This is a genomic window from Variovorax rhizosphaerae (assembly GCF_037889975.1).
In the GTDB taxonomy this organism is placed as follows: Bacteria; Pseudomonadota; Gammaproteobacteria; order Burkholderiales; family Burkholderiaceae_C; genus Variovorax; species Variovorax rhizosphaerae.
This window is the reverse complement of sequence record NZ_JBBKZT010000005.1, coordinates 413,596-438,266: the sequence shown is the minus strand read 5'-3', so window position 1 is coordinate 438,266 and position 24,671 is coordinate 413,596. Positions and strand designations below refer to the sequence as shown.

Here is a 24,671-nt window from a genome sequence, read left to right as displayed (position 1 = left end):
ACCCACATGCCCGCCGCTCGCCCATCATGAAGAACACTCATCAAGTCACGCCCGCGCGCCGCAAGGTTCGGCTTTGGCAAACCGCGCTCGAAGGCCCTCGCGCCATGATGGAAGCGGCCGTGTCGACGTGGTCCTGGCCGCTGCTGGGCACCGCCCCCAAGGGCGACGGCCATCCGGTGCTGCTGGTGCCCGGCTTCATGGCGCCCGAGTCGACCATGATGCCGCTCAAGGCCTTCCTGTCGAATCGAGGCTACGCGGTGGAGAGTTGGGGCTTCGGCCGCAATGTCGGCTTCCAGGCCAAGCACGCCGCTGCGCTGGAGCGCAAGCTCGAATACATGCGCCATCAACATGGGCGGAAGGTCAGCATGGTCGGCTGGAGCCTGGGTGGGGTGTTCGGGCTCTATGCCTCGCATCGCGCGCCGGATTGCGTACGTTCGCTGATCACGCTCGGCAGCCCGGTGACCCCCGGCGCCGAGGGCCACGGCGCCGCGCCCAGCGTCATCGCGCTCTACCGGGCTGTCGCGCACCGCCTCGGGCCGGATGCGCACATGTTGCAGCCCCATGTGCGCGAGGCCCTGTCGCATTCGCCCGCACATCCGATGAGCTGCCTGTGGTCGCACTCGGACGGCGTGGTGCCGCCGATGGAAGCGCAGGTGGCCGACGGCTCGCCGGTGCATGAAAACATCCTCGTGCCTGGCAGCCATTGCGGCCTGGCGTTCAATGCACTGGTGCTCTGGATCATCGCGGAGCGCCTGTCGCAGCCCGAGGAGAACTGGCAGCCCTTTGCGCCGACGGGCATGCCTGGCGCAACCTACCGCGCGCTGTCTGTGTTCTGAACCCCGGGACGGGCCGTCGGCCTGCCGTTGCACAGGGATCATTCCGGGCTGCGCCCAGTCCCCTCTTCGCGGGGATCGAGTCGAGATGGCAAAAGCCAAATCGACCCAGGAGCATCGGGACCGGACGCCCCCTCCCGGCCTGTAACGGGCGCGAAATCGGGTTCAGCCGACGCAATTCTTCAAGGTGTCTTGCGCCTCTTCGTCGAAGCCCTGGACCGGTTGCGCCTTGGCCAGCGCCATCCAGACGCTGAAAGGAATGCGTTGCATCGGACGATGCAAGGCTGCGCGCGCGACAGACAGCCGGCCGCCTTCGAGCAAGAGCACACCGCAGCCCTCGGGTACTTCGTCAGGCGAGGCGATGCAGCGGCCCCTGGCGTCGTTGCCAAGCACGTACCAGCACTCACCTCCCAGGTCGAGGTAGGCGGCGCGCTTGTCGGGCTTGCGCAGGTCGCCCAGCAGGTCGGCGCGGCTGACCTTGACCTCGTGCACGACGGGGTGGGCATAGGCCTCGACGGTGGTGTTGCGGATCGAGAAGACATCCGGCTTGGCAATGCACCAGCGCGGCTTGCCGCCCTCCTCCAGTGGCGCCAGCCGCGCCCGCAGGCTGAGGCCACGCCAGGCGATGCGGCCGCCGCGCGTCATCTCGCGCGCGACCTGCTCGACCAGGGCTTCGTGTGTTGACAAGGCCGAGCGGTTGACGACGAGAGAGGTCGCGACGTGCGCAATGCCGCGGTCGGTGAGGCGCAAGGTTTCGTGGCCGTGGGTGGAGCGCACACGTTCGAGCAGGCCCGCGGCGAGCAGCTCGATCTCGATGGTGTCGCAACAGGGCCAGCCGGCCGAGCGGTGGATCTCGCGCAGGCGTCGCGCATGCGCGCGGCCGAGCGCGAGGATGTTGAGGTACGGATCCTTGACCGGCGGCGCGATGCCCGGATCGGTGATGGGTGGGACGACGACCGGAGGATCGCCCTCCGGTGGCGGCCCGGGCGGCATGTAGGGCGGCGGCATCGGCGGCACGCCGGTGGGCGGCGGGTCGACGGGAACCTCGTGGGCGATGGTTGCGGCGGCTGACATTCGCAAAGGGTAATGGCTAATGAAAGTCCCGGCTCGTGTGATTGGCGGCCAGCCGACCCATCAGCGGGGTCAAATCGCGGAAGCCGGTGGCGACCACATGGCAGACCTTGCCGCCGCTGTCGACGTCGCGCTGCCAGGTGCCCTGCACGGCGAGCAGATGCGATTGCAGCAACGGGCCGCGCCAGGCCTCGACGATGGAACTCCAGACGATCACGTTGACGTTGCCGGTCTCGTCCTCCAACGTGACGAAGATGGTGCCGTTGGCGGTCTGCGGGCGCTGCCGGCCCATGACGATGCCGCAGGCGCGCACGGTGCGGCCGTTGGGCAGGTCACGCAGCTGTTGCGCGCTGAGCAGCTTCATGCGGGCCAGGCGCGGGCGCAGCAGTTCGAGCGGGTGGCGGCGCAGCGTCAGGCGCAGCGACGCGTAGTCGCCGACGATTTCCTCGCCCTCGGGGGCTGGAGGGAGTTCCAGCTTTTCTTCGTGGATGGGCACGCCCTTGAGCAGCGCGGGGGAGCGGCGCTGGGCGGTGGCGTCCCAGACCTGCTGGCGGCGGTGGCCTGACAGCGCCATGAGCGCGTCGGCGCCAGCGAGGGCGGCCATGTCCTTGGCATCGAGTTCGGCGCGCAGGGCGAGGTCTTCGGTGCTGGTGAAGGGTTTGATTTCGCGGGCCTTGAGGAGGCGTTCGGCACCGGCTTCGCTGAGGCCGACGATGCGGCGCAGGCCGAGTCGGACGGCGGGTTGGTGGGGGTTGGCGTGACTCTCACCCCGGCCCTCTCCCGCAGGCGGGAGAGGGAGTGGATGGCGCCCTTGCCCACTCGCGGGAAGGGGCGAAGGGGGAGATCCCTCACCCCGGCCCTCTCCCGCAGGCGGGAGAGGGAGTGAGGATTCCAGCGTGCAATCGTTCTGGCTGAGGGTGACATCGACCGGGCGCACTTCGACGCCATGGCGGCGGGCGTCCTGCACGAGTTGGGAGGGCGAGTAGAAGCCCATCGGCTGCGAGTCGAGCATGGCCGCGAGGAAGCAGGCGGGCTCGTAGTGCTTGAGCCAGCAGCTCACCACCACCAGCAGCGCGAAGCTCGCGGCATGGCTCTCCGGGAAGCCGTATTCGCCGAAGCCCTGGATCTGCTTGAAGATGGCCTCGGCGAAGGCGCGGTCGTAGCCGCGCTCGACCATGCCGTTCACCAAGCGATCGTAGAAGTGGCCGACGCCGCCCTTGCGCTTCCAAGCGGCCATTGCGCGGCGCAGCTTGTCGGCCTCGTCGGCGGTGAACTCGGCGGCGATCATCGCGATCTGCATCACCTGCTCCTGGAAGATCGGCACGCCGAGGGTGCGGCCCAATGCCTTGTGCAGTCCCGGGGGATAGTTGACCAGCTTCGGGTCCTGCCGGCGCTTCAGGTACGGATGCACCATGCCGCCCTGGATCGGCCCCGGCCGCACGATGGCGACCTCGATCACCAGGTCGTAGTAGCAGCGCGGCTTCAGGCGCGGCAGCATCGACATCTGCGCGCGGCTCTCGATCTGGAACACGCCGATGGTGTCGGCTTCGCAGATCATGTCGTAGACCTTCTCGTCGTTGTTCGGGATCTGGTGCATCTCCAGTGACGTGCCGCGCCACTTGTTGACGAAGTCGAGCGCGCGGCGGATGGCGCTCAGCATGCCGAGTGCCAGCACGTCGACCTTGAGCATGCCCATGGCTTCCAGGTCGTCCTTCTCCCACTGGATGACGGAGCGGTCCTTCATCGACGCCTTCTCGACCGGCACCAGCCGCGTGAGCTTGCTCTGCGTGAGCACGAAGCCGCCGACGTGCTGGCTCAGGTGGCGCGGGAAGCCCTTGAGCTGCTGCGTGAGTTCGAGCCACTGGCGCAGCTTGAAGGTGCTTTCGCGCACGCCGGCCGCTTCCATCGCCTGCTCGAGGCGCGCGTCCTGCACATCGTGGTCGAACCAGTGGTGGTCCTTGGCAAAGGCCTCGATGAGACGGTCGTCGATGGCCAGCGCCTTGCCCACGTCGCGCAGGGCGCTGCGGGTGCGCCAGCAGATGACGACGGCGGCGATGGCGGCGCGGTCGCGGCCGTACTTCTCGTAGATGTACTGGATGACCTCCTCGCGCCGCTGGTGCTCGAAGTCGACGTCGATGTCGGGCGGCTCGCGGCGCTCGCGGCTGAGGAAGCGTTCGAACAGCAGGTTGCCGGTCTCGGGGTTGATGGCGGTGATCTGCAGGCAATAGCAGACGGCCGAATTGGCCGAGGAGCCGCGGCCCTGGCAGAGGATGTGCCGCTCGCGAGCGAAGCGGACGATGTCCTCGACGGTGAGGAAGAACATCTCGTACTTCAGCTCGATGATGAGGTCGAGTTCGCGCTGGATCTGGCGGCGGATCTTGTCTTCCACGCCGTTCGGATAGCGGATGCGCGCGCCCTCCCAGGTCTTGCGCACCAGCGTCTGCGTGGGCGTCTCGCCGCCGCCGACGAGTTCGAGCGGGTACTTGTAGTGATCGCGGATGCGTTCGAGGTCGAAGCGGCAGCGCTCCATCACGACCAGCGTGTTGGCCAGCAGTTGCGGCGGGTAGAGGTCGGCCAGGCGCATGCGCGAACGCAGGTGGCGCTCGGCATTGGGCTGCAGTGCGAAGCCGCATTCGCCCACCGGCTTGCCTTCGCGGATGGCGGTGACCACGTCCTGCAGCGGCTTGCGCGAGCGCTTGTGCATGTGCACGTCGCCGGCGGCCACGAGGGGCACGCCGGCCTGCGCGCCGAGTTGCTGCAGCGAGGCGAGCCAGAGGTCGTCGTCGATCTCGTTCTGCAGCGCGACGGCGATCCACAGGTGGGCGCCGAACAATGCGAAGGCGCTGGCTACGTCGGCGCCGACGGCTTCCAGGTCCAGCGCCTCGCCGGGCACACGGCGCGGCACGAACAGCACTTCGCAGTGCTGCAGCGAGGCCACGTCGCTGGTGGCCCAATCCACGCGGTATTCGCCCTTGGGCGCCGAGGTGTTGCGCGCGGCGGTGATGAACTCGCAGAGGTTGCCCCAGCCTTCGAGGTCATGCGCGATCACGACCAGCCTGAAGCGGCCGAAGTCAAACTCGCTGCCGAGCAGTACCCGAAAGCCGGGGTTGCGCGGCAGCTTCGGCTCGTCGGGATGCGTGCGCTCGTACTCGGTGAGCGCCTCGAGGTGATCGCGCAGGCCGACATGCGCGCGCACCACGCCGGCCACCGAGCATTCGTCGGTGAGGGCCAGCGCGCGATAGCCGAGTTGATAGGCGCGCTCGACCAGTTCCTCCGGGCTCGATGCGCCGCGCTGGAAGCTGAAGTTGCTGAGCGAATGCAGTTCGGCGTAATCGGGCAGGCCCGGCACGATGGGGCGCGGGGCGGGCAGATGCAAGGGCTGCGGCTTGCGCGCCTGCAACTGCTTGTCGCTGAGTTCAGGCATAGAGGCCTTGCAGGTACCAGCGCGGCGCCTGGCCCAGGGCAAGCGGGGCGGACAGGCGCTCGCGGTAGACCCACACCAATCCCGCCTCGGGGCTTTCGGCGATGTAGTAGTCGCGCACCGCCGGATGGCCGCCCTCTTCCTCCTTGCCGCCCCACCAGCCGGCCTCCAGCCGCTGTGGACCGCTCAGGCGACGCAGCTTGCCGCGGTAGTAGGGATGGCCGCCGCGAATTTCCAGCGGCAGGGGTTGACGCAGCAGCCAGGGGGGATAGAGGCCATCGGGTTGCAAGGCGGGCTTGGCGGCGGGGGGGCGGCCAAGCGCCGGCTGCCAAGCCTGCATGGCCTCGGGCCGATGGTCGGCCTGCGTCACCGGCACGAGCACCTGCTGCGCGCCGAGCCGTGCGCTGAGGCGTTCGACCAGTTCATGCAGCTTGTCGCCCTTGCGTGAGTCCTCGGGCAGGAAGCTGGTGCTGGTGCCGGCCCATGGCGCAGTCTCCAGCGTGCGCAGGCGCAGCCAGCTCGCAGGGGCGGCGAGCTGGGTGAGCGCGAGTTTCTCGCTCATCAGGCGACGCAGGTGCGCCATGTCCTGCGTGGGCTGTGCCGTGCGCACGGTGATGTGCTGGTGCGGTGGCAGGTCGACGCCGTTGAAGCGCTTGAGGTCGAGCGTCCATTCCAGTTCCAGCGCGACCGCGCCGCGCTGGCGGCCGCGCAGCCAGATCTGCAGGGCGGACAGCAGGCGGTTGGCCGACCACATGAGCTCGGGCGCGGTTTCGGCGAGCGCGGGCAGTTCCAGCTTCTGCTCGAACACGTCGGGCAGCGTGAGCCAGGTGTGCTGGTCGGGGCGCAGGCCCCAGGCGATGTCCAGGGCTTCGCGCAGGGTCATGCGATCCCGGGCCGAACCCTTCACTGCGCTTGCATCGAAACGCCGCGCCAGCCCGCCACGCGGCAACGCCGCGACATCGCCCCAGGTCTGGCAGCCAAGACGGGCCAGCACGTCGAGGTGCGGTTGCGCCGCGCTGAGGGTGTCGAGCGGCAAGGCGGCCGGCACATCGGCGGGCGGCTTCTGGCCGCGGGCGAACATGCGAAGGCGGGCCAGCGCGATGAGGCTGGTAGCGCCGTGAACCCGCTGCAAGCGCGCTTCTGACGGATTCGACGCGGCAATCTGGCGCATCAACGAAAGTCGGCCACCCCACAGGCGTTCGCAGGCAGAGACTTCGAGCAGCAAGCCTTCGTCCAGCCAGGTGACGCGCGGCGTGAATTGCAGCGCCCACCAGCCGAGCGCATCCCGAGGAAGACCTGGCTCAGGCGACCAGCGCAGGGCGATCCAGTGCACGGTGCACCCCCTTCCCCAAAACGCCCGGCACTTCGAGTCCTCGCTGCCTCCCGAGAGCGATGCTCACCACCGTCGCCCCCGCCTCCACCGCCACTCCGCCCAGTTGCTGCAGCCGCGCCTTGCGGCGCATCTGGCTGGCGGCCAACAGTGCCGTCATGCGCCCATTGCGCGCTGGCAGCGTGAGGGGCGCCGCGAGTGGCGGACCGCGGCGCTTGAGGAGCTGGACCTGCATCCGGCCTTCCGATTCCGGCACCACCTGCAGGCGCAGCCGCGCAGGCGAAGCGTTCTGAGCCACGGACTCCGGCCGGAACACGAACAGCAGCCCTTCATGCTGCGCAGCCGCCAGTTGCAGCCGCCGCAACTCACCCACCCGCGCCTGCGGCAGCCAGGCCAGCACAGCCGCGATGTCGGCGCAACGCAGCGCCTGCTCGCAGGCCCACAGGCGGGCGCCCGCGGCCTCCCCCTGGATCCACATCAAGGCCTCCACCGGCAAGCCCCCGGCCGCAAGCGCCGGCCCGAAGGGCTCCTGCGGCGCACCGATCAACACGACCGGCCCGCCGCGCGCCTGCACCGCCTGCGCCAGCGCGGGCAGCAGCAACTGCCAGACGTGGGCCTCGGGCGCGGACTGGAGCACCTCCGTCATCGCGCCGACGGGCCAGCCACCGCCGGGTAACTGCGCATCCAGGGCGGCGTGGCCGGTGGCGACAATCTGAGCGTCAGCGCCGCCGAGTTCGTCGCCGCGCCAGACGTTGTGACGCCCGGAAGTCAAGAAAGGGTCGAGGGAAAGGAGGCCCATGATGGAATCGATAGCTGTATTTTTATACAGTATTTCGAGCCGCCGGGTTTTTCTTTTTTGACAGTTCCGTCGAGCCCGGGAGGTCGACACAAGGGTATACCCTTACAAGTCTTACAATCACTACTGACCCACCGGTCAGTTTTGGCACAGATGTTGCAACCAGATGTGTCGCGTCCTACAGCGCTTTCTCAATATCTCCAACAACAGTTCCCCGATGAAATTCAAAGCAGCCTCCGCGCTCGCCGCCCTCGCCTTCGCCAGTTCCTTCGCCCACGCCGACTTCTTCGACTGGAGCGACACCTCCGTCGGCTACCGCTATGGCACCCAGTTCCGCGAGCCCTACAACAAGCAGGACATCGCCAAGAACATCGTCAACTTCACGCATGCCGACGGTTTCAAGTACGGCACCAACTACCTCAACATCGACGTGCTGAAGTCCGACAGCAAGGACAGCGATGCGACCGAGACCTACATCGTCTACCGCAACACGCTCGACCTCGCCAAGATCACCGGCAGCAGCTTCGCCTTCGGCCCGGTGCGCGGCCTGGGCATCACCAGCGGCTTCGACTGGAACCACAAGAACGACCCCGGCTACGCCTCGCGCAAGCAGATGGTCGTGCTCGGCCCGACGGTCATGATGGACGTGCCCGGCTTCCTCAACATCGGCGTGCTGGCCCTGTGGGAAAGCAACGAGCCGAACAGCATCGACCGCCGCTACTACTACAAGACGCACCCGGCCCTGAGCGTGACCTGGGCGATCCCGCTGGGCGACACCAACCTGTCCTTCGAGGGCTACCTGAACTGGATCGCGGCCAAGGGCCCGGACGAGTTCGGCAACCCGACGCGGCCGGAAACCAACTTCGACGGCATCCTCTGGTACGACGCGGGCGTGCCGCTGAACTGGGGCAAGAACAAGTTCCGCGTGGGCCTGGAATACCAGTACTGGCGCAACAAGTTCGGCAACCCGAGCAGCGTCCCGGGCTCGCTCGCCAAGACGCCGCAGATCCGCGCCGAATACCACTTCTAAGCGCCAACACGTATGCCGTCCGTGCTGTTCGGGAGCACCCGTGGAACCGGCTTTGCCGGGCCACTGGGTGCGCCCCCTCGAGGGGGAGGCGCCGCAGGCGCTTCGGGGGTGGGTCAATACAGACCCTATGAAAGCGGCGTGACCCGCTTCCTATAATTCGACGCGAAAAATCGGTTCAATTCCGCTGCGGCGGCACAGTGCGAAGGGCACTTCATGGAAGCGTGGTTCAGTTCGGAAATGCAGCCGATTTGCCAGTCCCCGATGTTCGTTTCCGACGATCCCGACGTGGTCAAGCAGCAGACCGCCGGCGCCTTCAAGGAACATGACCTGATCTGGGGCAAGGGCCGGGTCGATGCGGCACTGTTCGGTGCGCATGTCGGCTCGCTTTCTTTCTTCGTTCTTCAATACGGCGCGGCAGTGCGCATCGAGCCGGGGCAGCTCGATGGCTTTGTGCTGTTCCAGGTGCCGCTGGCGGGCTCCGCGGAGATTCGCGTGGACGGCAAGCCGGTGGCCGCAACGCCCAGCACCGGCGCGGTGATCTCGCCCAGCCTCGGCCTGGAGCTCGATTGGCACGAAGGCTGCCGCCAATTGCTCGTGAAGATCCCGCGGGAACGGGTGGAGACCACCTGCCGCAACCTTCTCGACGACGAAGTGGCCAGTCCGATCGAGTTCGACCCGGAACTGCAACTCGACAACGATGCAGGCCGCAGTTGGCAGCACCAGCTCGCCAGCCACTTCTGCAACTTGCACATGCCTTCGCAGGCGCTTGCACCTCAACTGCTGCCGGTACAGGAAGAAGCGCTGATCCATCATCTGCTGCTGCGCCAGCGCAGCAACTATTCGGCGCGCCTGTCGCAGTCGCAACGCGCCGCCGCGCCGCGCCAGGTGCGCGCGGCACAGCATTTCATCCACGCACGCCTGTATGAAACGCTCACGCTGGAGATGGTCGCCAACGCCAGCGGCGCCAGCGTTCGCAGCCTCTGCCTGGCCTTCCAGAAGCACCTGCAGCAGTCGCCGATGGCCTATGTGCGCACCGCCAGGCTGGAGCGGGCGCGGCAAGACCTGCTGGGCGCCCCACCGGGGGCGCAGGTCACGGACATCGCGCTGCGCTGGGGCTTCAATCACGTGGGGCGCTTCAGCACGGCCTATCGCAAGCGCTATGGCGAGTCGCCTCTGCAGACGTTGAGGGCGGCGTAGCGGCTTGAGGTGCTGCGCGTGCGCGCACCTTCACTGCATGGATCGGCGAGTGCCGGAGACGAAGCTCAGGCCGGCGTCGCCTGCGCCAGGTCGTGCTTGTCCAGCAGCCCGTCCATGCCCAGGCGGTCCAGCACGCGATCCATTGCCGCGACCAGTTGATCCACATGCTCGCGCTGATGCGGCCAGGCCAGGAACACCGTCCCGCGCCCGCCGATGTCCACGCCTTCGAGGATCAGGCCCATGCGCAGCGCGGCGGCCAGTTCCGCGGTGGGCTTGGCAACTTCTCCGCGCGTGATCGCGAAAGGATCGGAACCTCGCGGCGGCAGGCCCGGCATGAGATGCAGGCCCGAATAGCGCCCGTAGGCAAGCCAGCGCACGCCCTTGCGGTCGAACATGTCGTTCAGGCTCTCCCGTGCGTAGTCGCCCAGCGCGTTGATGTGCGTGCAGACGTCCTTCTCGACGATCTCGTCAATGGCCGCGATCGCCGCTGCCGCCGTGACCGGATTGCCGGTGAAGGTGCCCTGGTGCAAAACCTTGCGCGGCGACGACGACTGCAGCATGCCCATCACGTCCTCGCTGCCGGCGACCGCGCCGCCGGGCATGCCGCCCGTGGCGGCCTTGCCCAGGCAGGTCAGGTCGGGTCGCAGGCCCAGCAGGCTCTGGATGCCTCCGGGCGCAATGCGAAAGCCCGACACCACTTCGTCGAGGATGAACAGCGCGCCATTCGCACGCGCCAGCTCGGCGCATCGCTGCAGGTATGCGTCGGCAATGGGCACCAGCCCGAAATGCGAACCCAGCGGCTCGACGATGACGCCCGCGATATCCGCGCCGTGCTGCGCGAACACCTGCTCCAGCGCCGCAATGTCGTTGGGCGGCACGAGCAAGGTCTTCGCTGCCACTTCGCCCAGCACGCCGGGCGCCGGCGAACCGTCGAACTGCGCGTTGTAGCCCGAAGTCGCGAAGTCATGCCAACCGTGGTAATGCGTCGCCACCCGCACGATGCATTCGCGGCCCGTTCGTGCGCGCGCCAGCCGCATGGCCAGCATCGTGGACTCCGTGCCGCTGCCGGTGAATCGCACCTTCGCGGCACCGGGAATGTGCCGGGTGATGCGCTCCGCCCAGCCCACTTCCAGCGGATGACACGCGGCGTACTGGACCCCGCGCGCCATCGCCTCGGTCACCGCCGCAGTGACGCGCGGATGGCAGTGCCCCAGCACCATCGCGCCATGACCGCCGAAGAAGTCCAGCAGCACATTGCCGTCCACATCGGTCTTGTGCACGCCCGACGCATGGGCCACGTACAGGCTGTACGGATTGAACACGCGGGTGTCGACCGTGACACCGTCGGGCATGCTCTTGCGCGCACGTTGCGACCACTGCGCCGAAGTCGGTGTCCTGCGAAGGTAGTCGTCAAGAATCATCAGTCGAACACTGGCGTCTTCACACCATCCTGGTACGTGTACAGCGTGAACTGCGGGTTCTTCAGGTCGCCCTTGCTGTCGAACTGCACGCGCGTCGACAGGCCGCGGTAGTTGGTCTTGGGCAGTTCCGCCATGTACTTGGCCGGGTCCGTCGAGTTGGCCCGCTTCATCGCGTCGGCCATCACCATCACGCCGTCGTACGCATAGGGCGCGAACAACACGTACTCCTTGGGAAAGCGCTGGTCGTACTTCGCCTTCCAGGCCTTGCCGTTGTTCATCTTCTCGACGGCGAGCCCACCTTCGGCGCACACCACGTTGGCGAGCGGCTTGGCGTTCTGGGACAGCTTGCCGAGTTGCGTGGTGCAGATGCCGTCACCGCCCATGAGGCGCACGTCGCCCATGCCCAGTTGCTCCATCTGGCGCAGCATCGGGCCAGCCTGCGCGTCGTTGCCGCCAAAGAAGATCGCGGGCGCGCTCTTGGACTTGATGTTGGTCAGGATCGACTGGAAGTCGGTGGCCTTGTCGGTGGTGAACTCATGCGAGATGACCTGGATGTGCGCCGCGCGCGCCTCGCGCTCGAACACCTCTGCAACGCCCTGGCCGTAGGCGGAGCGGTCATCGATGACGACCACACGCTTGACCTTCAACTGCTCGGCCGCGTAGCGCGCCAGGCCCGTGGCAAGCGCGTTGTCGTTGGCCACCAGGCGGTACACGTTCTTGTAGCCCTGCTTGGTGAACTGGGGATTCGTGGCGCCCGGGGAGATCAGCGGAATCCCGCAATCGCTGTAGATGCGTCCGGCCGGGATCGCGCTGCCCGAGTTGATGTGGCCCACCACGCCCGCGACCTTGGCATCGCAAAGCTTCTGCGCGGCGAGGGTGCCCTGCTTCGGGTCGCCCGCGTCATCCTCTGCCGCCAGCTTGAACTCGATGCGCTTGCCATCGATCACCACGGCCTGCTGGTTCAGGTCGTCGATGGCCAGCGTGACAGCGTTGCGGGCATCGACACCGTAGTGGGCCATGGAGCCGGACGTTGGCCCGACGTAGCCGATGGTGACGGTCTGGGTGGGCTGTTGTGCCGAGGCGGCCGCGCAAGTCGTGGCGAGCCCGGCAATGAGAATGAACCGGAAAGACTTCATGTGAATGGACTCCAGGGAATTGTTTGATGCGAGCCCGAAAAGCAATGCCTCCGCTCGGTTCACTCGCGGCAATTATCGTAAATGAGAATTCTCACAAGGTAGAACATGGTTTCCACCAATGCCGCGCCAAGGCATACTGCGCGCCATCGTGCCCATGAAATCCCCCTCCACGAAGGCCTCTCCCCGCAAGGTCCGGCCGACCGCGGCCAAGCCGGTGGCGAAACCGGCGACCGCCGCGCCATCGCAGGCCACGCAGATCGATCGCCAGGCCATGGGCCACCGCATCCGCGAAGTCCGCAAGGGCTGCGCCCTCACCCTCAAGCAGCTCTCCGAGAAGTGCGGCGTGAGCCTGCCGACGCTGTCGAAAATGGAACTCGGCCAGGTCTCGATCAGCTATGAGAAGTTCGCCGCCGTTGCGCTGTCGCTCGGCATCGACATCGCACAGTTGTTCCAGCCCGAACCCAAGGTGAAGGCGGCTCGCAAGATCAAGCCGACGATCTACAGTCGCTCGTCGCTGGAGTCCACGCCCAACTACATCAGCGATCACTACGACCATCACCTGCTGGCCAACGACTTCCTGGACAAGAGCATGACGCCGGCGTACAGCCGGATCAGGGCGCGCAGCATGGACGAGTTCGAGGGCTACGGCTCGCATCCGGGGCAGGAGTTCCTGCTGGTGCTCTCGGGCGCGATCCAACTCTGCTTCGAGAGCGGCGAGACGGTGGCGCTGAAGAAGTCGGAGTGGATCTATTTCGACAGCGGCACCGGGCACGCCTACCTGTCCACGAGCAAGAAGGACGCGCAGATCCTGCTGGTCATGACCCGGCTTCAGACACCCACGTAGAAGCGCCAAATGTCCGGCGCTTCGCGCAGTTGCGCGCTGCTGCCGGCCCAGACGACGCGGCCCTTCTCCACCACCGTGTGATGGTCGGCCAGCGACAGCAGGCGCTCCACGTACTTGTCGATGACCAGCGCGGTCTGGCCTTCGGCGCGGAGTTGGCGCAGGCAGGTCCAGATCTCCTCGCGGATGAGCGGCGACAGGCCTTCCGTCACCTCGTCCAATATCAGCAGCGCCGGATTGGTCATGAGCGCACGACCGATCGCGAGCATCTGCTGCTCGCCACCCGAGAGCTGGTTGCCCATGTTGCGGGCACGCTCCTTCAGGCGAGGGAACAAGGCATGGACGCGCTCGAGGTTCCACGGGCCCTTGGCACCGCGGCGATTCGCGGCGAAGGCGACGAGGTTCTCCGTGACCGACAGGTTGGGGAATATCTGCCGCCCTTCCGGCACGAGCGCGACGCCGAGGCGCGCGATGCGATCGGTGGGCCATGCATCGACGCGTCGGCCATTGAAGTGGATGCTGCCCTTGTGCGGTGGCGTCAGCCCGAGAATCGCGCGCACCGTCGTGGTCTTGCCGGCGCCGTTGCGGCCCAGCAGCGTCGCTGTCTCGCCCTCGCGAATCGCCAGGTGCATGCCGAATAGCACCTGGCTCTGTCCGTAGCCCGCGTCGATCGCGTCGACGCGCAGGACTTCGCGGGCCTGACTCATCGGAAATCCTCCGCGCAGCGCGCTGCGGTGCAGGCGCCTTCGGGCGGCCGGGCGGCATGCATTGGGTAAACCTCCGCGCTGCGCGCTGCGGTGCGAGTGCCTTCGGGCGGCCGGGCGGCACTCATGGAACCACCTCATCGCCGAGATACGCCTTCTTCACATCGGCGTTGACGCGGATCTGGTCAGGCGTGCCGGTGGCCATGACCTGCCCCGCGACGAGCACCGAGATGCAGTCGGCCAACTGGAACACCGCATCCATGTCGTGCTCGATGAGCACCACGGTGTGCTGCCGGCCGAGCCCCTTGATCAGGGGAATCAGTCGGGCCGATTCCTCGGGGCCCATGCCGGCCATTGGCTCGTCCAGCAACAGGAGTTGTGGTGCGCTGGCCAGCGCCAGGCCGAGTTCCAACTGACGCTGCTCGCCGTGCGACAGGCTGGCGGCGATGACCTGCAGCCGATCCGCCAGGCCCACGCGCTCGCCGATTTCCGCGGCCTCCCGGAACAACGCGGCCTCGTCGATCGCACGTCGCCAGAAACGCATGCTGCTGCCCTTGCGCGCCTGCACCGCCAGCGCCAAGTTGTCGAGCACCGAGCAGGACTTGAACACGTTGGTGATCTGATAGGAGCGCGCCAAGCCCAGCGCCACGCGCTCGTGCATGGCGAGCGCCGTGATGTCGCGTCCGCCCAAGACGATGCGCCCGCTGTTCGGCTTCAGCGCACCGGCGATGAGTTGGATCAGCGTGGTCTTACCTGCGCCGTTCGGGCCGATGATCGCGTGCACCTGTCGCGGCATGACGGAAAGGTTGAGCCGGTCCGTCACCGTCAGCCCGCCGTAGCGCTTGACCAGGTCGTGGAGTTGCAGGATCGGCTCGGTCATGTGCGACCCTTGCCGGAGAAGATGCGTTCCAGCATCCCCGCCAACCCCTTCGGAAACGCGATCACCGCGCACAGCAGGATGATGCCCAACGCGAACTGCCAGTACGTCGTGTACGCCGACAGGATCTCCTCCAGCCCCAGCATCACGACGGCGCCGAGCACGCCGCCGGACAGATAACCCATGCCGCCCAGGATCACCATCACCATCAGCGTGCCCGACTGCGACCAGTGCAGCAACGCCGGCGTGACCATCATGTTCTGGTTGGCGATGAGCGCACCTGCGAGGCCCGCGAGCGCGCCGGCGATGGCGAGGCAGGCGAGCTTGTAGCGGAACACCGGATAGCCCAGCGCCTGCATGCGAACCTCGTTCTCCCGGATGGCCTGGATCACACGGCCGAAGCGGGAGTTGATGAGCCGATAGAGCAGGTACGACGCGATCGCCGTCACCGCCAGCACGACCCAGTAGAAGACCGGTTCCGAAGCCAGGTCCAGCGCCGATGCGCCCAGCGTCGAGCGCCCCGACAAGCTCATGCCATCGTCCCCGCCATAGGTCTTCAGCGAAGTCATCACGTAGAACATCATCTGCGCGAAGGCCAGCGTGATCATGATGAAGTGCACGCCTTTGGTCCGCAGCGACACCACGCCGATGACAAGCGCCAACACACCGCTGGCCACCATCACGACGGGCCACGCGATCCATGCCGACGAAACGCCCTGCTGCATGAGGATGCCGACCAGGTACGCGCCAAAGCCGAAGTACGCCGCATGCCCCAGGCTCACCATGCCTCCGAAGCCGAGGATGAGGTTCAGGCTCGTCGCCGCCAGCGAGAAGATGAGCAGCCGCGTGGCGAAGCCGACGTAGAAATCGAGTCCCGTCGCTTGCGCGATGAAGGGAACGGCGGCCAGCAGCGCCAGCAAGCCCAGGGCGAGCGGCGCGGAGACCGCGTGGTGCAAGGTGCTTTTCATACTGCCTTCAACCGCGTGCGGGGAACAGCCCCTCGGGCTTGAAGAACAACACCGTCGCCATCAGGACGTAGATGAGGATCGACGCCAGCGTCGGCCCCAGGTTGGACGCGATGTCTGCCGGCGCCACCGCCTTCAGCGCGGCAGGTAGCAGGCTGCGGCTCAGCGTGTCCACCACACCCACCAAAATCGCGCCGAACAATGCGCCGCGCACCGAGCCGATGCCGCCGATCACGATCACCACGAAGGCCAGGATCAGGATGCTCTCGCCCATGCCGACCTGCACGGACAGCACCGAGCCCAGCAGCGCACCCGCCATCGCGCACAGTGCCGCGCCGAGCGCCACCAGCAAGGTGAAGATGCGTTGGATGTTCACGCCCATGACACGCACCATGTCGCGGTTGGAGGCACCCGCGCGCACCTGCATGCCGAGCCGCGTCTTCACCACCAGCAGGTACAACAGCCCCGCCACCGCCAGGCCCGCACCGATGATGAACAGGCGGAACGCGGGATACGAAAAGCCGGGCAGCAACTCCACCGGATTCGACAGCGAGGGCGGCGTGTTCAGCATCAAGGGTTGCGGCCCCCAGATCATCCGCGCGGCATCGTTGAAGATGAGGATCAGCGCGAAGGTCGCGAGCACATGCGACATGTGGTCGCGCTTGTAGAGCCGCCGGAAGATGACCAGTTCCAGCACCGCTCCGACGATGGCCGTGGCCACCACCGCGCCCAGCAGGCCGAGCCAGAACGAGCCGCTCATCTCGGTGAAGGTGGCCGCGAAATACGCACCCGCCATGTACAGCGAACCATGCGCCAGGTTGATGAAATCCATGATGCCGAAGATCAGCGTCAGGCCCGCCGCCAGCAGGAACAGCATCAGCCCGAACTGCAACCCGTTGAGGGCGTGCTCCAGCAGCAGCGTCGCGTTCATGCGCGAGAGCCGCAACAGCAGCACCACCGCGGCAGTGGCACCGCCGGGCTTGCTGCTTGCAAGAGAGGCTGGCCGAATGCGGCGCTGACTGGACGACTTCTCATTTCTTGCTGCGCTCGAACCAGACGCGCGGCCCGAGGCCCTGGTCCGGACCCAGCACCGAATAGCCACCGTCCACCGGAATGTCGACACCCGTGATCCACGAGGCCGCATCGGAGCAGACGAAGGCCACCACGTTGCCCACCTCGGCCCCATCGCCCACCCGCCCCAACGGATGCAGCGGCGCAGCCACCGCATCGGCATGCTCGCGCGAGCCCTCGCTCAGCGATTCGACCGATGGCGACCAGGTCCAGGCCGGCGACACGGCCACGACCCGGATGCCTTGCGGCGCCACCGTCACGGCCATGCTCTTGGTGAGCTGCAGCATCGCCGCCTTGGAGGCCGGGTAGAGCGCGCGCCCCGCCGAGCCGAACTTGCCGCCGACGCTGCCCAGGTTGACGATCACGCTGCCGCGCTGCATGTGCGGCAGCACCTTCTGCGAGAAGATCGCCGCCGACACCAGGTTGACGCCCAAGGTCTGGTGCCACTGCGCGCGGCTCGACGCGATGCCTTCGTCGGTGTAGATGCAGGCGTTGTTGACGAGGATGTCGATGCGGCCGAAGCGCTCCAGCGTGGTCTTCACGCACTGGTCGATGTGCGCGTCCTGCTCGATGTCCATCGCGCAGAAGATGGCTTGCGCACCCGGCTGCTCGGTGAGTTCCCACACGAGTTCGTGGCCCGCGTCCTTGTTGCGCCCGACGACCACCACATGCGCGCCCGATTCGGACAGCACACGTGCGATATCGGCACCCACGCCCTGCGTGCTGCCCGTGATGATGGCGACCTTGCCCTTGAGGTCTGCGCTCATTGCTGCCCCCAAGTTCGACTCATGAAAACACCGCCTCGCCCCGCCCGATCCGCGCGATCAGGTCCATGCTGCGCAGCGACGCATCATGCTCGGCGGGCTGCGCCGAAGCACAGGCATCGGCCGCCACGGTCACCTCGTAGCCCATGTCCACCGCATGGCGCACCGTGCTCTCCACCACGGAATGCGTGGCCACGCCAGCAATGACCAGCCTCCGCGCGTCCACGATGCGCAGCAACTCTTCGAGCTGCGTGCCATAGAAGGCATTCACGCGCCGGTGACGCACCACGAACTCGCGGGTGCTCGCCGCATCCGGCGCCAGTGACTCGTAGAAGGCCGCGCCCCACGAGCCCTCCACCACGGCACCGATGGCCGCGACGTTGCGAAAGATCGGTGCGTTCTGAATGAGGTCGCGGTAGTCCGGCTGGAATGCGATGCGCACATGCACGATGGGCCACTGCCGCTGCCGTGCGCCCTGCAGCAGCGCCTGTGCCGCAGCGATGACTGCGCTGCGCACCGGGCTGTCGGCGCTCAGTCCCACGCGGATCTTCCCCTCCGGATGCAGCACGTCGTTCTGGTAATGAAGCGCGAGGACCGCACTCCCCTTGGATTGCGGGTCCATCAGATGAAGATTTCCAGGTTCTCGTGGGCCGCGTCGCAATTGACCAGGTTCACCCGCTTCATGCGGATGCGCCAGCCGCTACCCTCTGCCGCGAGCTTGTAGATGTAGTCGCCGGCCAGTTGGCGGGTCTGGCGCTTGCGCCATTCGGTCATCTGAAACACGGCGCGCACGACGAGGTTGCCGGCCGCATCGGTGCCGTCCACGCTCACGTTGCCGACCAACCGTGTCGCATGCGTCGGTGGTTGCTGCGACCAGTTGCGCGCGTGCTCGACGCGACGCACGCGCACTTCGCGCAGCATCTTGTCTTCCCAGGCCAGCGAGATGTGGTCGTAGGGGCTGGCCTGGCCGTGCTGCTGCGGTAGCCAGTACATGCCGTCGTCGGTCCACAGGGCCAGCCACTCTTCCCAACGCCGTTCGTCGAGCAGGCGGGCTTCGCGGTAGACGAACTGCTGCAGCCGCAGCCACGTCTCCATCGGCACGTCGACGGGGCTCAGCTTGTCGGTGGAAACGTCGAAGTCAAGGTCAAGCAGCATGGGCCGGCTCCTTCGCTGGCTCGGCTTGCGCGAAGGCGCTGTCGCTCATCATGAACTGCTTCCAGGCCTTGAACTGGTTGCGCATCGGCAGTTCGCTGGTGCCGTTGGTCGACACCATGCCGCCCGGCATGACGTTGTCGGTGCCGTGGTAGCGGTGCATGCTGACCCAGTCGCCGCCGTGGTTGAGGTTGCCATCCTGGCAGCGGCCGTAGACCTCGATGTCGTCAGGCATGACGTTCGACGAGGGCGAGTTGATGAGGTTGGCATAGACCAGCGCGCGTTTGAACAAGGCTGGCGGTGCGTCCTTGAGGCGGAACACTTGGATCTCGACCAGCGTGCGGTCCACCGAGATGGGGCGGATCACGCGGAACTGCTGGAACACGGTGTGCGGCGAGCCGCTGCCGTAGATGATGGTGTTGTGGCGGTTCATGCCGAGGATCTCGCGGGCGCGCTCCTCGCCGTAGGCTTGCTTGAGCGATTCGAAGTGCGAGCGCGTGACCGGGTCCTTGTCAGCGGCGCCGGGGTCGAAGATGCCCTCCATGTACCCGTGCCCGTTGTCGTAGGCGCAGAGGTCCAGCTTTTCCCAGAATTCGTAGGGCTCGCCGTTGCCGTCCATGATGTGCAGTTCCAGCGGCATGCTGCCAAGCGCCTTGGCCTCGTCGCGCGCCGCCATGAAGGAGGACTCGTGGGTGACGCGCGCATGCATGGTGTCATGCAGGTTTTCGTAGAACACCTTCCAGTTCGATGGCTGCAGCACGCGGAACACGCCGCCCGCCACTTCCACTTCGCCGGAGGGCGAACGGTCGCAGAGGTTGTCGATGGAGCTGATCACGCCGCCGAGGAATTCCTTCAGGCCCGGCCCTTCGGCGCTCTGGTTGGCGAACACGAAGCCGCGGTAGTTCTCGACCCGCGCGAGTTGGCGCATCGAGAAGTCCGGATGCTTCGGGTCGAAGCAGGTGCCTTCGAAGCCCAGCTTCATCGGCGCGGCCAGGTGCTGGCCGTCGAGCTTGAAGGTCCACGCGTGGTACGGGCAGCGGAAGAACTTGCCGACGTTGTGGTCGCCTTCCGCCACCAGCTTCGCGCCCTTGTGCGGGCAGCGGTTGTAGAGCACATGCACCTGCTTGTCGGCCGCACGCACCAGCACCACGTCCTGGTCGCCGATGCGCGTGGTGTGCGTGTCGCCGGGGTTGGGCACCTGGCTTTCATGGCCGACGTAGATCCACACGCGGCCGTAGATGCGTTGCATTTCCAGCGCGAACAGGTCCGGATCGGTGTAGACCGACTTGTGCACGCTGTCGCCGCGCACCAGTGCGGCGATCTGATCGTCCGAACGCGACATGTCAGTACTTCCAGTTCTTCATCAGCGTGTTGGAAGGTTGCGACTCGTCCAGCAGCTTGCGTGAAGTCGAGGCGCCCGCGATCGGCAGGCCGGCGGCGTCGAGTTTGCCGATCTGCACCAGCACGCTGGCCTGGTCCCAGTAGATGTGCTCGTGGTAGAGCTTGTCGCCGCGGAATTTGACGATGGCGACCAGCGGGATTTCCACGTACTTGCCCGTGGGCGCGACACCCGGCAGCATCCAGTCGATTTCGCAGGTGTGGGTGAAGCAGAACAGCATCTCGTCCACGATCTGCGTCGCGCCGATGGTGCGCGACAGCGGCACCAGCTTGGTGTCGGGCGGGTTGCTGTTGACGAAGTGGTTGGCGTAGAAGTGCTTGAGCTGGTCGTGACCCACGCCGCCGGTCATCGTGGGAATGTGATTGACGTAGGGCTGCGCGACCATGGTGGCCATGGTGTCGTCGACGTTGCGGGTGCCGAACTCGTATTCGCAGTGCTTGTCCCACAGCGCCGACAGGTCATGCTCCGGGCCGATGGCGCGCTTGAACGCCGCGATGGAACGCTGGTGCGCCATCAGCGCCGAGGGCTTGTCGAAGTGGTCACCGCCGGTGCGGGCGAAAGCATGGTCGACGCCGGGGTACAGGTACATCTGCACATGCGGGTTGCCGGCGAGCGACTGCATGATGGTGTTGCGTGCCTCGGTCGGGCAGAACTGGTCGAGTTCGGCGAAGTGCAGCACCAGCTTGCCGCGGATGTTCCTGGCCTCGTCGAGGTTCTTGTCGATGCCGACGCCGTAGTAGCTGACGCTGACGTCCGCGTCGGTGCGGCAGGCCGCGAGGTAGGCCAGCTTGCCGCCGAGGCAGAAGCCGAGCACGCCGACGCCGCCGGTCACCTCGGGCCGTGTGCGCATCGCGGCGATGGTCGCGGCGAGGTCGTCGACGCCCTTGTTCTCGTCGAAGCCCTGGTAGAACTGGAAGGCCTTCTGCCAGTCTTCCGGCGTGTAGCCGAGTTCGACGTTGGGCTCCTGGCGCCAGAACAGGTCGGGGGCGAGCACGACGTAGCCTTCTTCGGCGTAGTAGTCGGCCACCTCGCGCACATAGGCGTTGATGCCGAAGATTTCCTGCGCGAGCACGATGCCCGGTCCCTTGCCCGAGGCGGGCGTTGCAAGGTAGGCGCGGAACTGGCCGCCGCCGTCGGCGGCCTGGACGGTGATGTAGCTTCCCATGGGGTGTCTCTTCCGGTTGGTGGTTGTCGGGGGGTTGTGGGTTACTGCGCCATCTTGCAGGTGGACGCGAAGGGGTCGTGGTAGTCGGCCAGGATGGTCTTCATCGTGCGGTTGGTGATGCGGCCCTCCTTGTCGCGGCCGACGACGCGCAGGTAGTAGTTCTGGATCGGGTACTGGTTGACGTTGAACTTGAAGTTGCCGCGCACCGACTTGAAGTTGGCCGCGCGCAGCGCCTTGCGGAAGGCGGCCTTGTCCTCGATCTTGCCCTTGACGTCGCGCACGGCGCTGTCGAGCAGCATGGCGGCGTCATAGCCTTGCGAGGCGTAGAGCGTGGGGATGCGGCCGTAGGTCTTCTCGAAGTCGGCGACGAACTTCTGGTTGGCTTCGTTCGGCAGGTCGGCGGCCCATTGCGACGAATTGAACATGCCGAGCATGGGCTCGCCGACGGCCTTGATGGTGTCCTGGTCGCCCGAGAAACCGGGCGCGTAGAGCGTGATGTCCTTGCTCAGGCCCGAGGCGACGAACTGCTTGATGAAGCTGATGCCCATGCCACCCGGCAGGAAGAAGAAGGCCGAGTCGGCGCCGGAGGCCCGCAACTGCGCAAGCTCCGACGAGAAGTCGAGTTGGCCCATCTTGACGTAGACCTCTTCGGCGATCTTGCCCTTGTAGAGGCGCTTGAAGCCGCCAATGGATTCGCGCCCGCCGGGGTAGTTGGGGGCGATGAGGTAGACGCTCTTGGGGCCCTTCTCCGTGACGTACTGGCCCATGGCCGCGGGAATGTCCTCGTTCTGCCAGGCGACGGCGAAGAAGTTCTTGTTGCACTTGTCGCCGGCGTATTCGGCGGGGCCGGTGTTGGTGGAAAGATAGACGGTGTCGTTGCCGAGGATGCTGGGCATGATGGGCAGCAGCACGTTGGAGAACACCATGCCGGTCATGACGTCGACCTTGTCGCGCTTGAGCATGCGTTCCGCGGCCTGGCGGCCGGTGTCGGCGCTTTGCTGGTCATCGACGATGGCAAGCTCGACGGGCAGGCCGCCGAGCTTGTCGCCGCGGTGCTTGAGGGCGAGTTGGAAGCCGTCCCGGATGTCGACCCCGAGGGCACCGCCCGGCCCGGAAAGGGTGGACAGGAAGCCCACCTTGATCTTGTCGGCCGCGTAGGCGGGAGACATGCAGGCGGCCACGGCTAGCGCGGCGGCGATCCATCGGAAATTCATCGTGGCTCCAGCGAGTGGGTTCGTTCTCCGACGGATGGTGCAGTGCTTGGCGGGGAATGTGCAAGCCAGATCTGGCAGGTTTTGGTCGAATCGGGCACACCGAGGGTTTGTCCGTTTTGATGTTCTCGGTTTGGAATTGCGCCTGTTTTGGACATGCGCCTGTTTCGGACGTGCAACTGGTGCGGACGTACGCCCGCTGCGAAATCCGCCCGGCACGCGATACCCGCCGGTCGCCTTCACTGTGCCGGTCGCTTCGCGACTGCCCTGCGCTGCTCGCGTGTCGCGGGGTCTGGCTCGAACTCGCTCCACTGCGTTGCGCTCAGACAATCGCCAGCCCTGATCCGCAACACGCTGCGCTGCTCGGCGGCACAGAGGCGGCGACCATCAGGTATCGCATGCCGGGCTCTGGGGTTGATCGAGGGGTCCAGAACGTTAGAGGCGGTGACGCACAAACCCCGACGCGTCTCTTGAAAAGATGCGCCGTTGCATCTTCTCCATAAAGGGGGCGGGCCGCGCACGGCCCTGAGGGCGCTGGAGCGACACGACCCGACCCGCCCTCCTCTAGACCAGCCCCGCTGCCTTGAACGCTCCAACCGTCCGCTCATGCGCCAGGTCGGCGGACGCCTTGTCATAGTGCTCCCCACCCACTCGCGCAAACGCATGGTCCTGGCCGGGGTACACGTCCAGCGTGATGTGGGGCCGGCCGGCCAGCGTCTTCAGGATCTGGTCGCGCGCCTCGGGCGGGCAGAACTTGTCGAGTTCGGCGATGTGCAGCACCAGCGGCTTCCTGATGTTCTCCGCCTCACCCAGCGCGGCGTCGATGCCCACGCCGTAGTAGCCGACGGACACGTCCGTGTCGGTGCGGCAGGCGGCGAGGTAGGCGAGCTTTCCGCCGAGGCAGAAGCCCACGGTGCCGACCTTGCGGTTCCTGACCTCAGGCCGCGCGCGCAAGGTGGTGATCGCCGTCTGGATGTCTTCCATGCCCTTGGCCTCGTCGAAGCGTGCGTAGAAGCCCATGGCGCGCTGCCAGTCGGCCTCGGTGTAGCCAAGCTCGACGTTCGGCTCCTGGCGCCAGAAGATGTCGGGCACCAGCACGACGAAGCCTTCGGCGGCGTACGCGTCGGCCACGTCGCGCATGGTCTTGTTGACGCCGAAGATCTCCTGCGCAATCACAAGGCCCGGACCGGTGCCCGAGGGCGGAAGCGCAAGGTAGCCGCGAAAGCTGCCGCTGCCGTCGGCGGCCTTCATGTCGATGTACTGACTTGCCATCTAGGGTTCTCCTGAGTGAGGGGGCGCAAGCTGCGCGCCTAAAGTTTAGGAGCAAAGCATTTCCACTCACGGGGCGCGAGCAACCGCCACAAGGCACAACGCGTCCAAGCACCTTGAAGATCAACATGAAGATCCAGAACGCCATCGCCCTCGTCACCGGTGCCAACCGCGGCATCGGCCTCGAACTGGTCCAGCACCTGCTGGCCGCGGGCGCGAAGAAGGTCTATGCGACCGCGCGCAACACGGCATCGCTGGATGCGCTTGCCAAGGCGCATCCAGCCCGGCTGGAACTGCTGACGCTCGACATCACCGATGCGCAACAGATCGCTGCAGTGAAGGCGCGCTGCACCAATGTCAACCTGCTGGTCAACAACGCCGGCATCAACCGCCACCAGGGCTTTCTCTCGGCCGGCTCGCTCGACGATGCGCAGGCCGAGGTCACGACCAACTACCTGGGCACGCTGGCAATGTGCCGCGCCTTCGCGCCGCAGCTCGACGCCGGCGGCGCCATCGTCAACATGATGTCGATCCTCGCCAAGGTCACGATCCCGGGCATGGGCTCGCTGTGCGCGGCCAAGGCCGCCGGACTGCGCATGACCGAAGGCGTGCGCGCCGAACTCGCAGCCAAGGGCACGCTGGTGGTGGCCGTGATGCCGGGCGCGGTCGATACCGAGATGAGCAAGGGCTTCCAGGGGCCGATGTCATCGCCCGCCGAAGTCGCGAAAGCCGTGCTGGCGGGACTGGAGAATGGCGATGAGGAGGTCTATGTCGGCGATTTCGCAGGCTGGATCAACGCGGGGATGAAGGAAGACCCGAAGGTGATCGAGCGCGAGCTGGCGAAGTATCTGCCGGGTTGAGGGGTACAAGGCCGGCGCTGGATGCACCGCGGTGTGTCATTTCAGTTTTCCATGGCGCTGGCGCGTCTTCCGCGACGCATGAAACCGGGGCGAGTACGACGTTGCCAGTTCGTGGGCACCCACGGATCCGGCTTTGCCGGGCCGTTGGGTGCGCCCCC

21 protein-coding genes and 1 pseudogene are annotated in these 24,671 nt (G+C 66.5%); 5 read left to right on the top strand and 17 right to left on the bottom strand.

Annotated elements, in window-relative coordinates; all coding sequences use genetic code 11:
- Window positions 1-26: 26 nt before the first annotated feature.
- A complete protein-coding gene (locus tag WKW82_RS13500) occupies window positions 27-836 on the top strand; it encodes an esterase/lipase family protein (RefSeq protein WP_340342793.1) in 810 nt (269 codons plus the stop codon).
- 162 nt (window positions 837-998) lie between these two features.
- Here the strand turns inward: WKW82_RS13500 and WKW82_RS13495 are convergent, their stop codons facing one another.
- Genes WKW82_RS13495 through imuA form a run of 4 tightly spaced genes read right to left on the bottom strand, consistent with a single transcriptional unit; the run spans window position 999 to window position 7,454 of the window.
- On the bottom strand, window positions 999-1,907 hold the full coding sequence (locus tag WKW82_RS13495; RefSeq protein ID WP_340342792.1) for a hypothetical protein: 909 nt from the start codon (window positions 1,905-1,907) through the stop codon (window positions 999-1,001).
- Between the two features lie 16 nt (window positions 1,908-1,923).
- On the bottom strand, window positions 1,924-5,328 hold the full coding sequence (locus tag WKW82_RS13490) for an error-prone DNA polymerase (RefSeq protein WP_340342791.1): 3,405 nt from the start codon (window positions 5,326-5,328) through the stop codon (window positions 1,924-1,926).
- Window positions 5,321-6,658 (bottom strand): DNA polymerase Y subunit UmuC family protein, encoded by a 1,338-nt coding sequence (locus WKW82_RS13485; protein ID WP_340342790.1) that lies wholly within the window; start codon window positions 6,656-6,658, stop codon window positions 5,321-5,323. Before WKW82_RS13485 ends, WKW82_RS13490 begins: the two co-directional genes overlap by 8 nt.
- Window positions 6,627-7,454, bottom strand: coding sequence for a translesion DNA synthesis-associated protein ImuA (gene imuA, locus WKW82_RS13480; protein ID WP_340342789.1), 828 nt, complete (start codon window positions 7,452-7,454; stop codon window positions 6,627-6,629). Before imuA ends, WKW82_RS13485 begins: the two co-directional genes overlap by 32 nt.
- Window positions 7,455-7,668: 214 nt before the next feature.
- Here imuA and WKW82_RS13475 point away from each other — a divergent pair, with 214 nt between their 5' ends.
- Complete coding sequence (locus tag WKW82_RS13475) at window positions 7,669-8,481, top strand: outer envelope protein (RefSeq protein ID WP_340342788.1); 813 nt, start codon at window positions 7,669-7,671, stop codon at window positions 8,479-8,481.
- Between the two features lie 213 nt (window positions 8,482-8,694).
- Window positions 8,695-9,678 (top strand): AraC family transcriptional regulator, encoded by a 984-nt coding sequence (locus WKW82_RS13470; protein WP_340342787.1) that lies wholly within the window; start codon window positions 8,695-8,697, stop codon window positions 9,676-9,678.
- 65 nt (window positions 9,679-9,743) lie between these two features.
- Here the strand turns inward: WKW82_RS13470 and WKW82_RS13465 are convergent, their stop codons facing one another.
- Together WKW82_RS13465 and WKW82_RS13460 are read right to left on the bottom strand one after the other, a co-directional pair.
- Window positions 9,744-11,099 carry an aspartate aminotransferase family protein gene (locus tag WKW82_RS13465; RefSeq protein WP_340342786.1) on the bottom strand — a complete coding sequence of 452 codons (1,356 nt, stop codon included), beginning with the start codon at window positions 11,097-11,099 and terminating at the stop codon, window positions 9,744-9,746.
- Entirely contained in the window at window positions 11,099-12,235 is a 1,137-nt protein-coding gene (locus tag WKW82_RS13460; RefSeq protein WP_340342785.1) for a branched-chain amino acid ABC transporter substrate-binding protein, read from the bottom strand. The genes WKW82_RS13465 and WKW82_RS13460 overlap by 1 nt, the downstream gene beginning before the upstream one ends.
- Before the next feature lie 154 nt (window positions 12,236-12,389).
- Here WKW82_RS13460 and WKW82_RS13455 point away from each other — a divergent pair, with 154 nt between their 5' ends.
- Window positions 12,390-13,079, top strand: a complete 690-nt coding sequence (locus tag WKW82_RS13455) for a helix-turn-helix domain-containing protein (protein WP_340342784.1) — start codon at window positions 12,390-12,392, stop codon at window positions 13,077-13,079.
- Here WKW82_RS13455 and WKW82_RS13450 read toward each other — a convergent pair.
- From WKW82_RS13450 to WKW82_RS13400, 11 genes and pseudogenes are all read right to left on the bottom strand, one after another.
- Window positions 13,064-13,783 carry an ABC transporter ATP-binding protein gene (locus WKW82_RS13450; protein WP_340342783.1) on the bottom strand — a complete coding sequence of 240 codons (720 nt, stop codon included), beginning with the start codon at window positions 13,781-13,783 and terminating at the stop codon, window positions 13,064-13,066. The two genes, WKW82_RS13455 and WKW82_RS13450, sit on opposite strands and share 16 nt — an antisense overlap.
- Window positions 13,784-13,904: 121 nt before the next feature.
- A complete protein-coding gene (locus WKW82_RS13445; protein WP_340342782.1) occupies window positions 13,905-14,660 on the bottom strand; it encodes an ABC transporter ATP-binding protein in 756 nt (251 codons plus the stop codon).
- A complete protein-coding gene (locus WKW82_RS13440; RefSeq protein ID WP_340342781.1) occupies window positions 14,657-15,625 on the bottom strand; it encodes a branched-chain amino acid ABC transporter permease in 969 nt (322 codons plus the stop codon). The genes WKW82_RS13445 and WKW82_RS13440 overlap by 4 nt, the downstream gene beginning before the upstream one ends.
- Before the next feature lie 7 nt (window positions 15,626-15,632).
- Entirely contained in the window at window positions 15,633-16,553 is a 921-nt protein-coding gene (locus WKW82_RS13435; protein WP_340342780.1) for a branched-chain amino acid ABC transporter permease, read from the bottom strand.
- 100 nt (window positions 16,554-16,653) lie between these two features.
- Entirely contained in the window at window positions 16,654-17,460 is an 807-nt protein-coding gene (locus WKW82_RS13430) for an SDR family oxidoreductase (RefSeq protein WP_340342779.1), read from the bottom strand.
- 19 nt (window positions 17,461-17,479) lie between these two features.
- Window positions 17,480-18,079: a cysteine hydrolase family protein gene (locus tag WKW82_RS13425; protein WP_340342778.1), complete on the bottom strand. Its 600-nt coding sequence runs from the start codon at window positions 18,077-18,079 to the stop codon at window positions 17,480-17,482.
- Window positions 18,079-18,612 carry an aromatic-ring-hydroxylating dioxygenase subunit beta gene (locus tag WKW82_RS13420; RefSeq protein ID WP_340342777.1) on the bottom strand — a complete coding sequence of 178 codons (534 nt, stop codon included), beginning with the start codon at window positions 18,610-18,612 and terminating at the stop codon, window positions 18,079-18,081. The genes WKW82_RS13425 and WKW82_RS13420 overlap by 1 nt, the downstream gene beginning before the upstream one ends.
- Window positions 18,602-19,951, bottom strand: coding sequence for an aromatic ring-hydroxylating dioxygenase subunit alpha (locus tag WKW82_RS13415; RefSeq protein WP_340342776.1), 1,350 nt, complete (start codon window positions 19,949-19,951; stop codon window positions 18,602-18,604). The genes WKW82_RS13420 and WKW82_RS13415 overlap by 11 nt, the downstream gene beginning before the upstream one ends.
- A 1-nt stretch (window position 19,952) precedes the next feature.
- Window positions 19,953-21,173, bottom strand: a complete 1,221-nt coding sequence (locus tag WKW82_RS13410) for a dienelactone hydrolase family protein (protein WP_340342775.1) — start codon at window positions 21,171-21,173, stop codon at window positions 19,953-19,955.
- Window positions 21,174-21,214: 41 nt separating this feature from the next.
- On the bottom strand, window positions 21,215-22,387 hold the full coding sequence (locus WKW82_RS13405; protein WP_340342774.1) for an ABC transporter substrate-binding protein: 1,173 nt from the start codon (window positions 22,385-22,387) through the stop codon (window positions 21,215-21,217).
- Between the two features lie 573 nt (window positions 22,388-22,960).
- Window positions 22,961-23,656: pseudogene (locus WKW82_RS13400) on the bottom strand (dienelactone hydrolase family protein); the annotation flags it as partial.
- Between the two features lie 125 nt (window positions 23,657-23,781).
- Here WKW82_RS13400 and WKW82_RS13395 point away from each other — a divergent pair.
- Window positions 23,782-24,513: an SDR family oxidoreductase gene (locus tag WKW82_RS13395; RefSeq protein WP_340342772.1), complete on the top strand. Its 732-nt coding sequence runs from the start codon at window positions 23,782-23,784 to the stop codon at window positions 24,511-24,513.
- The last annotated feature ends 158 nt before the right edge of the window (window positions 24,514-24,671 follow it).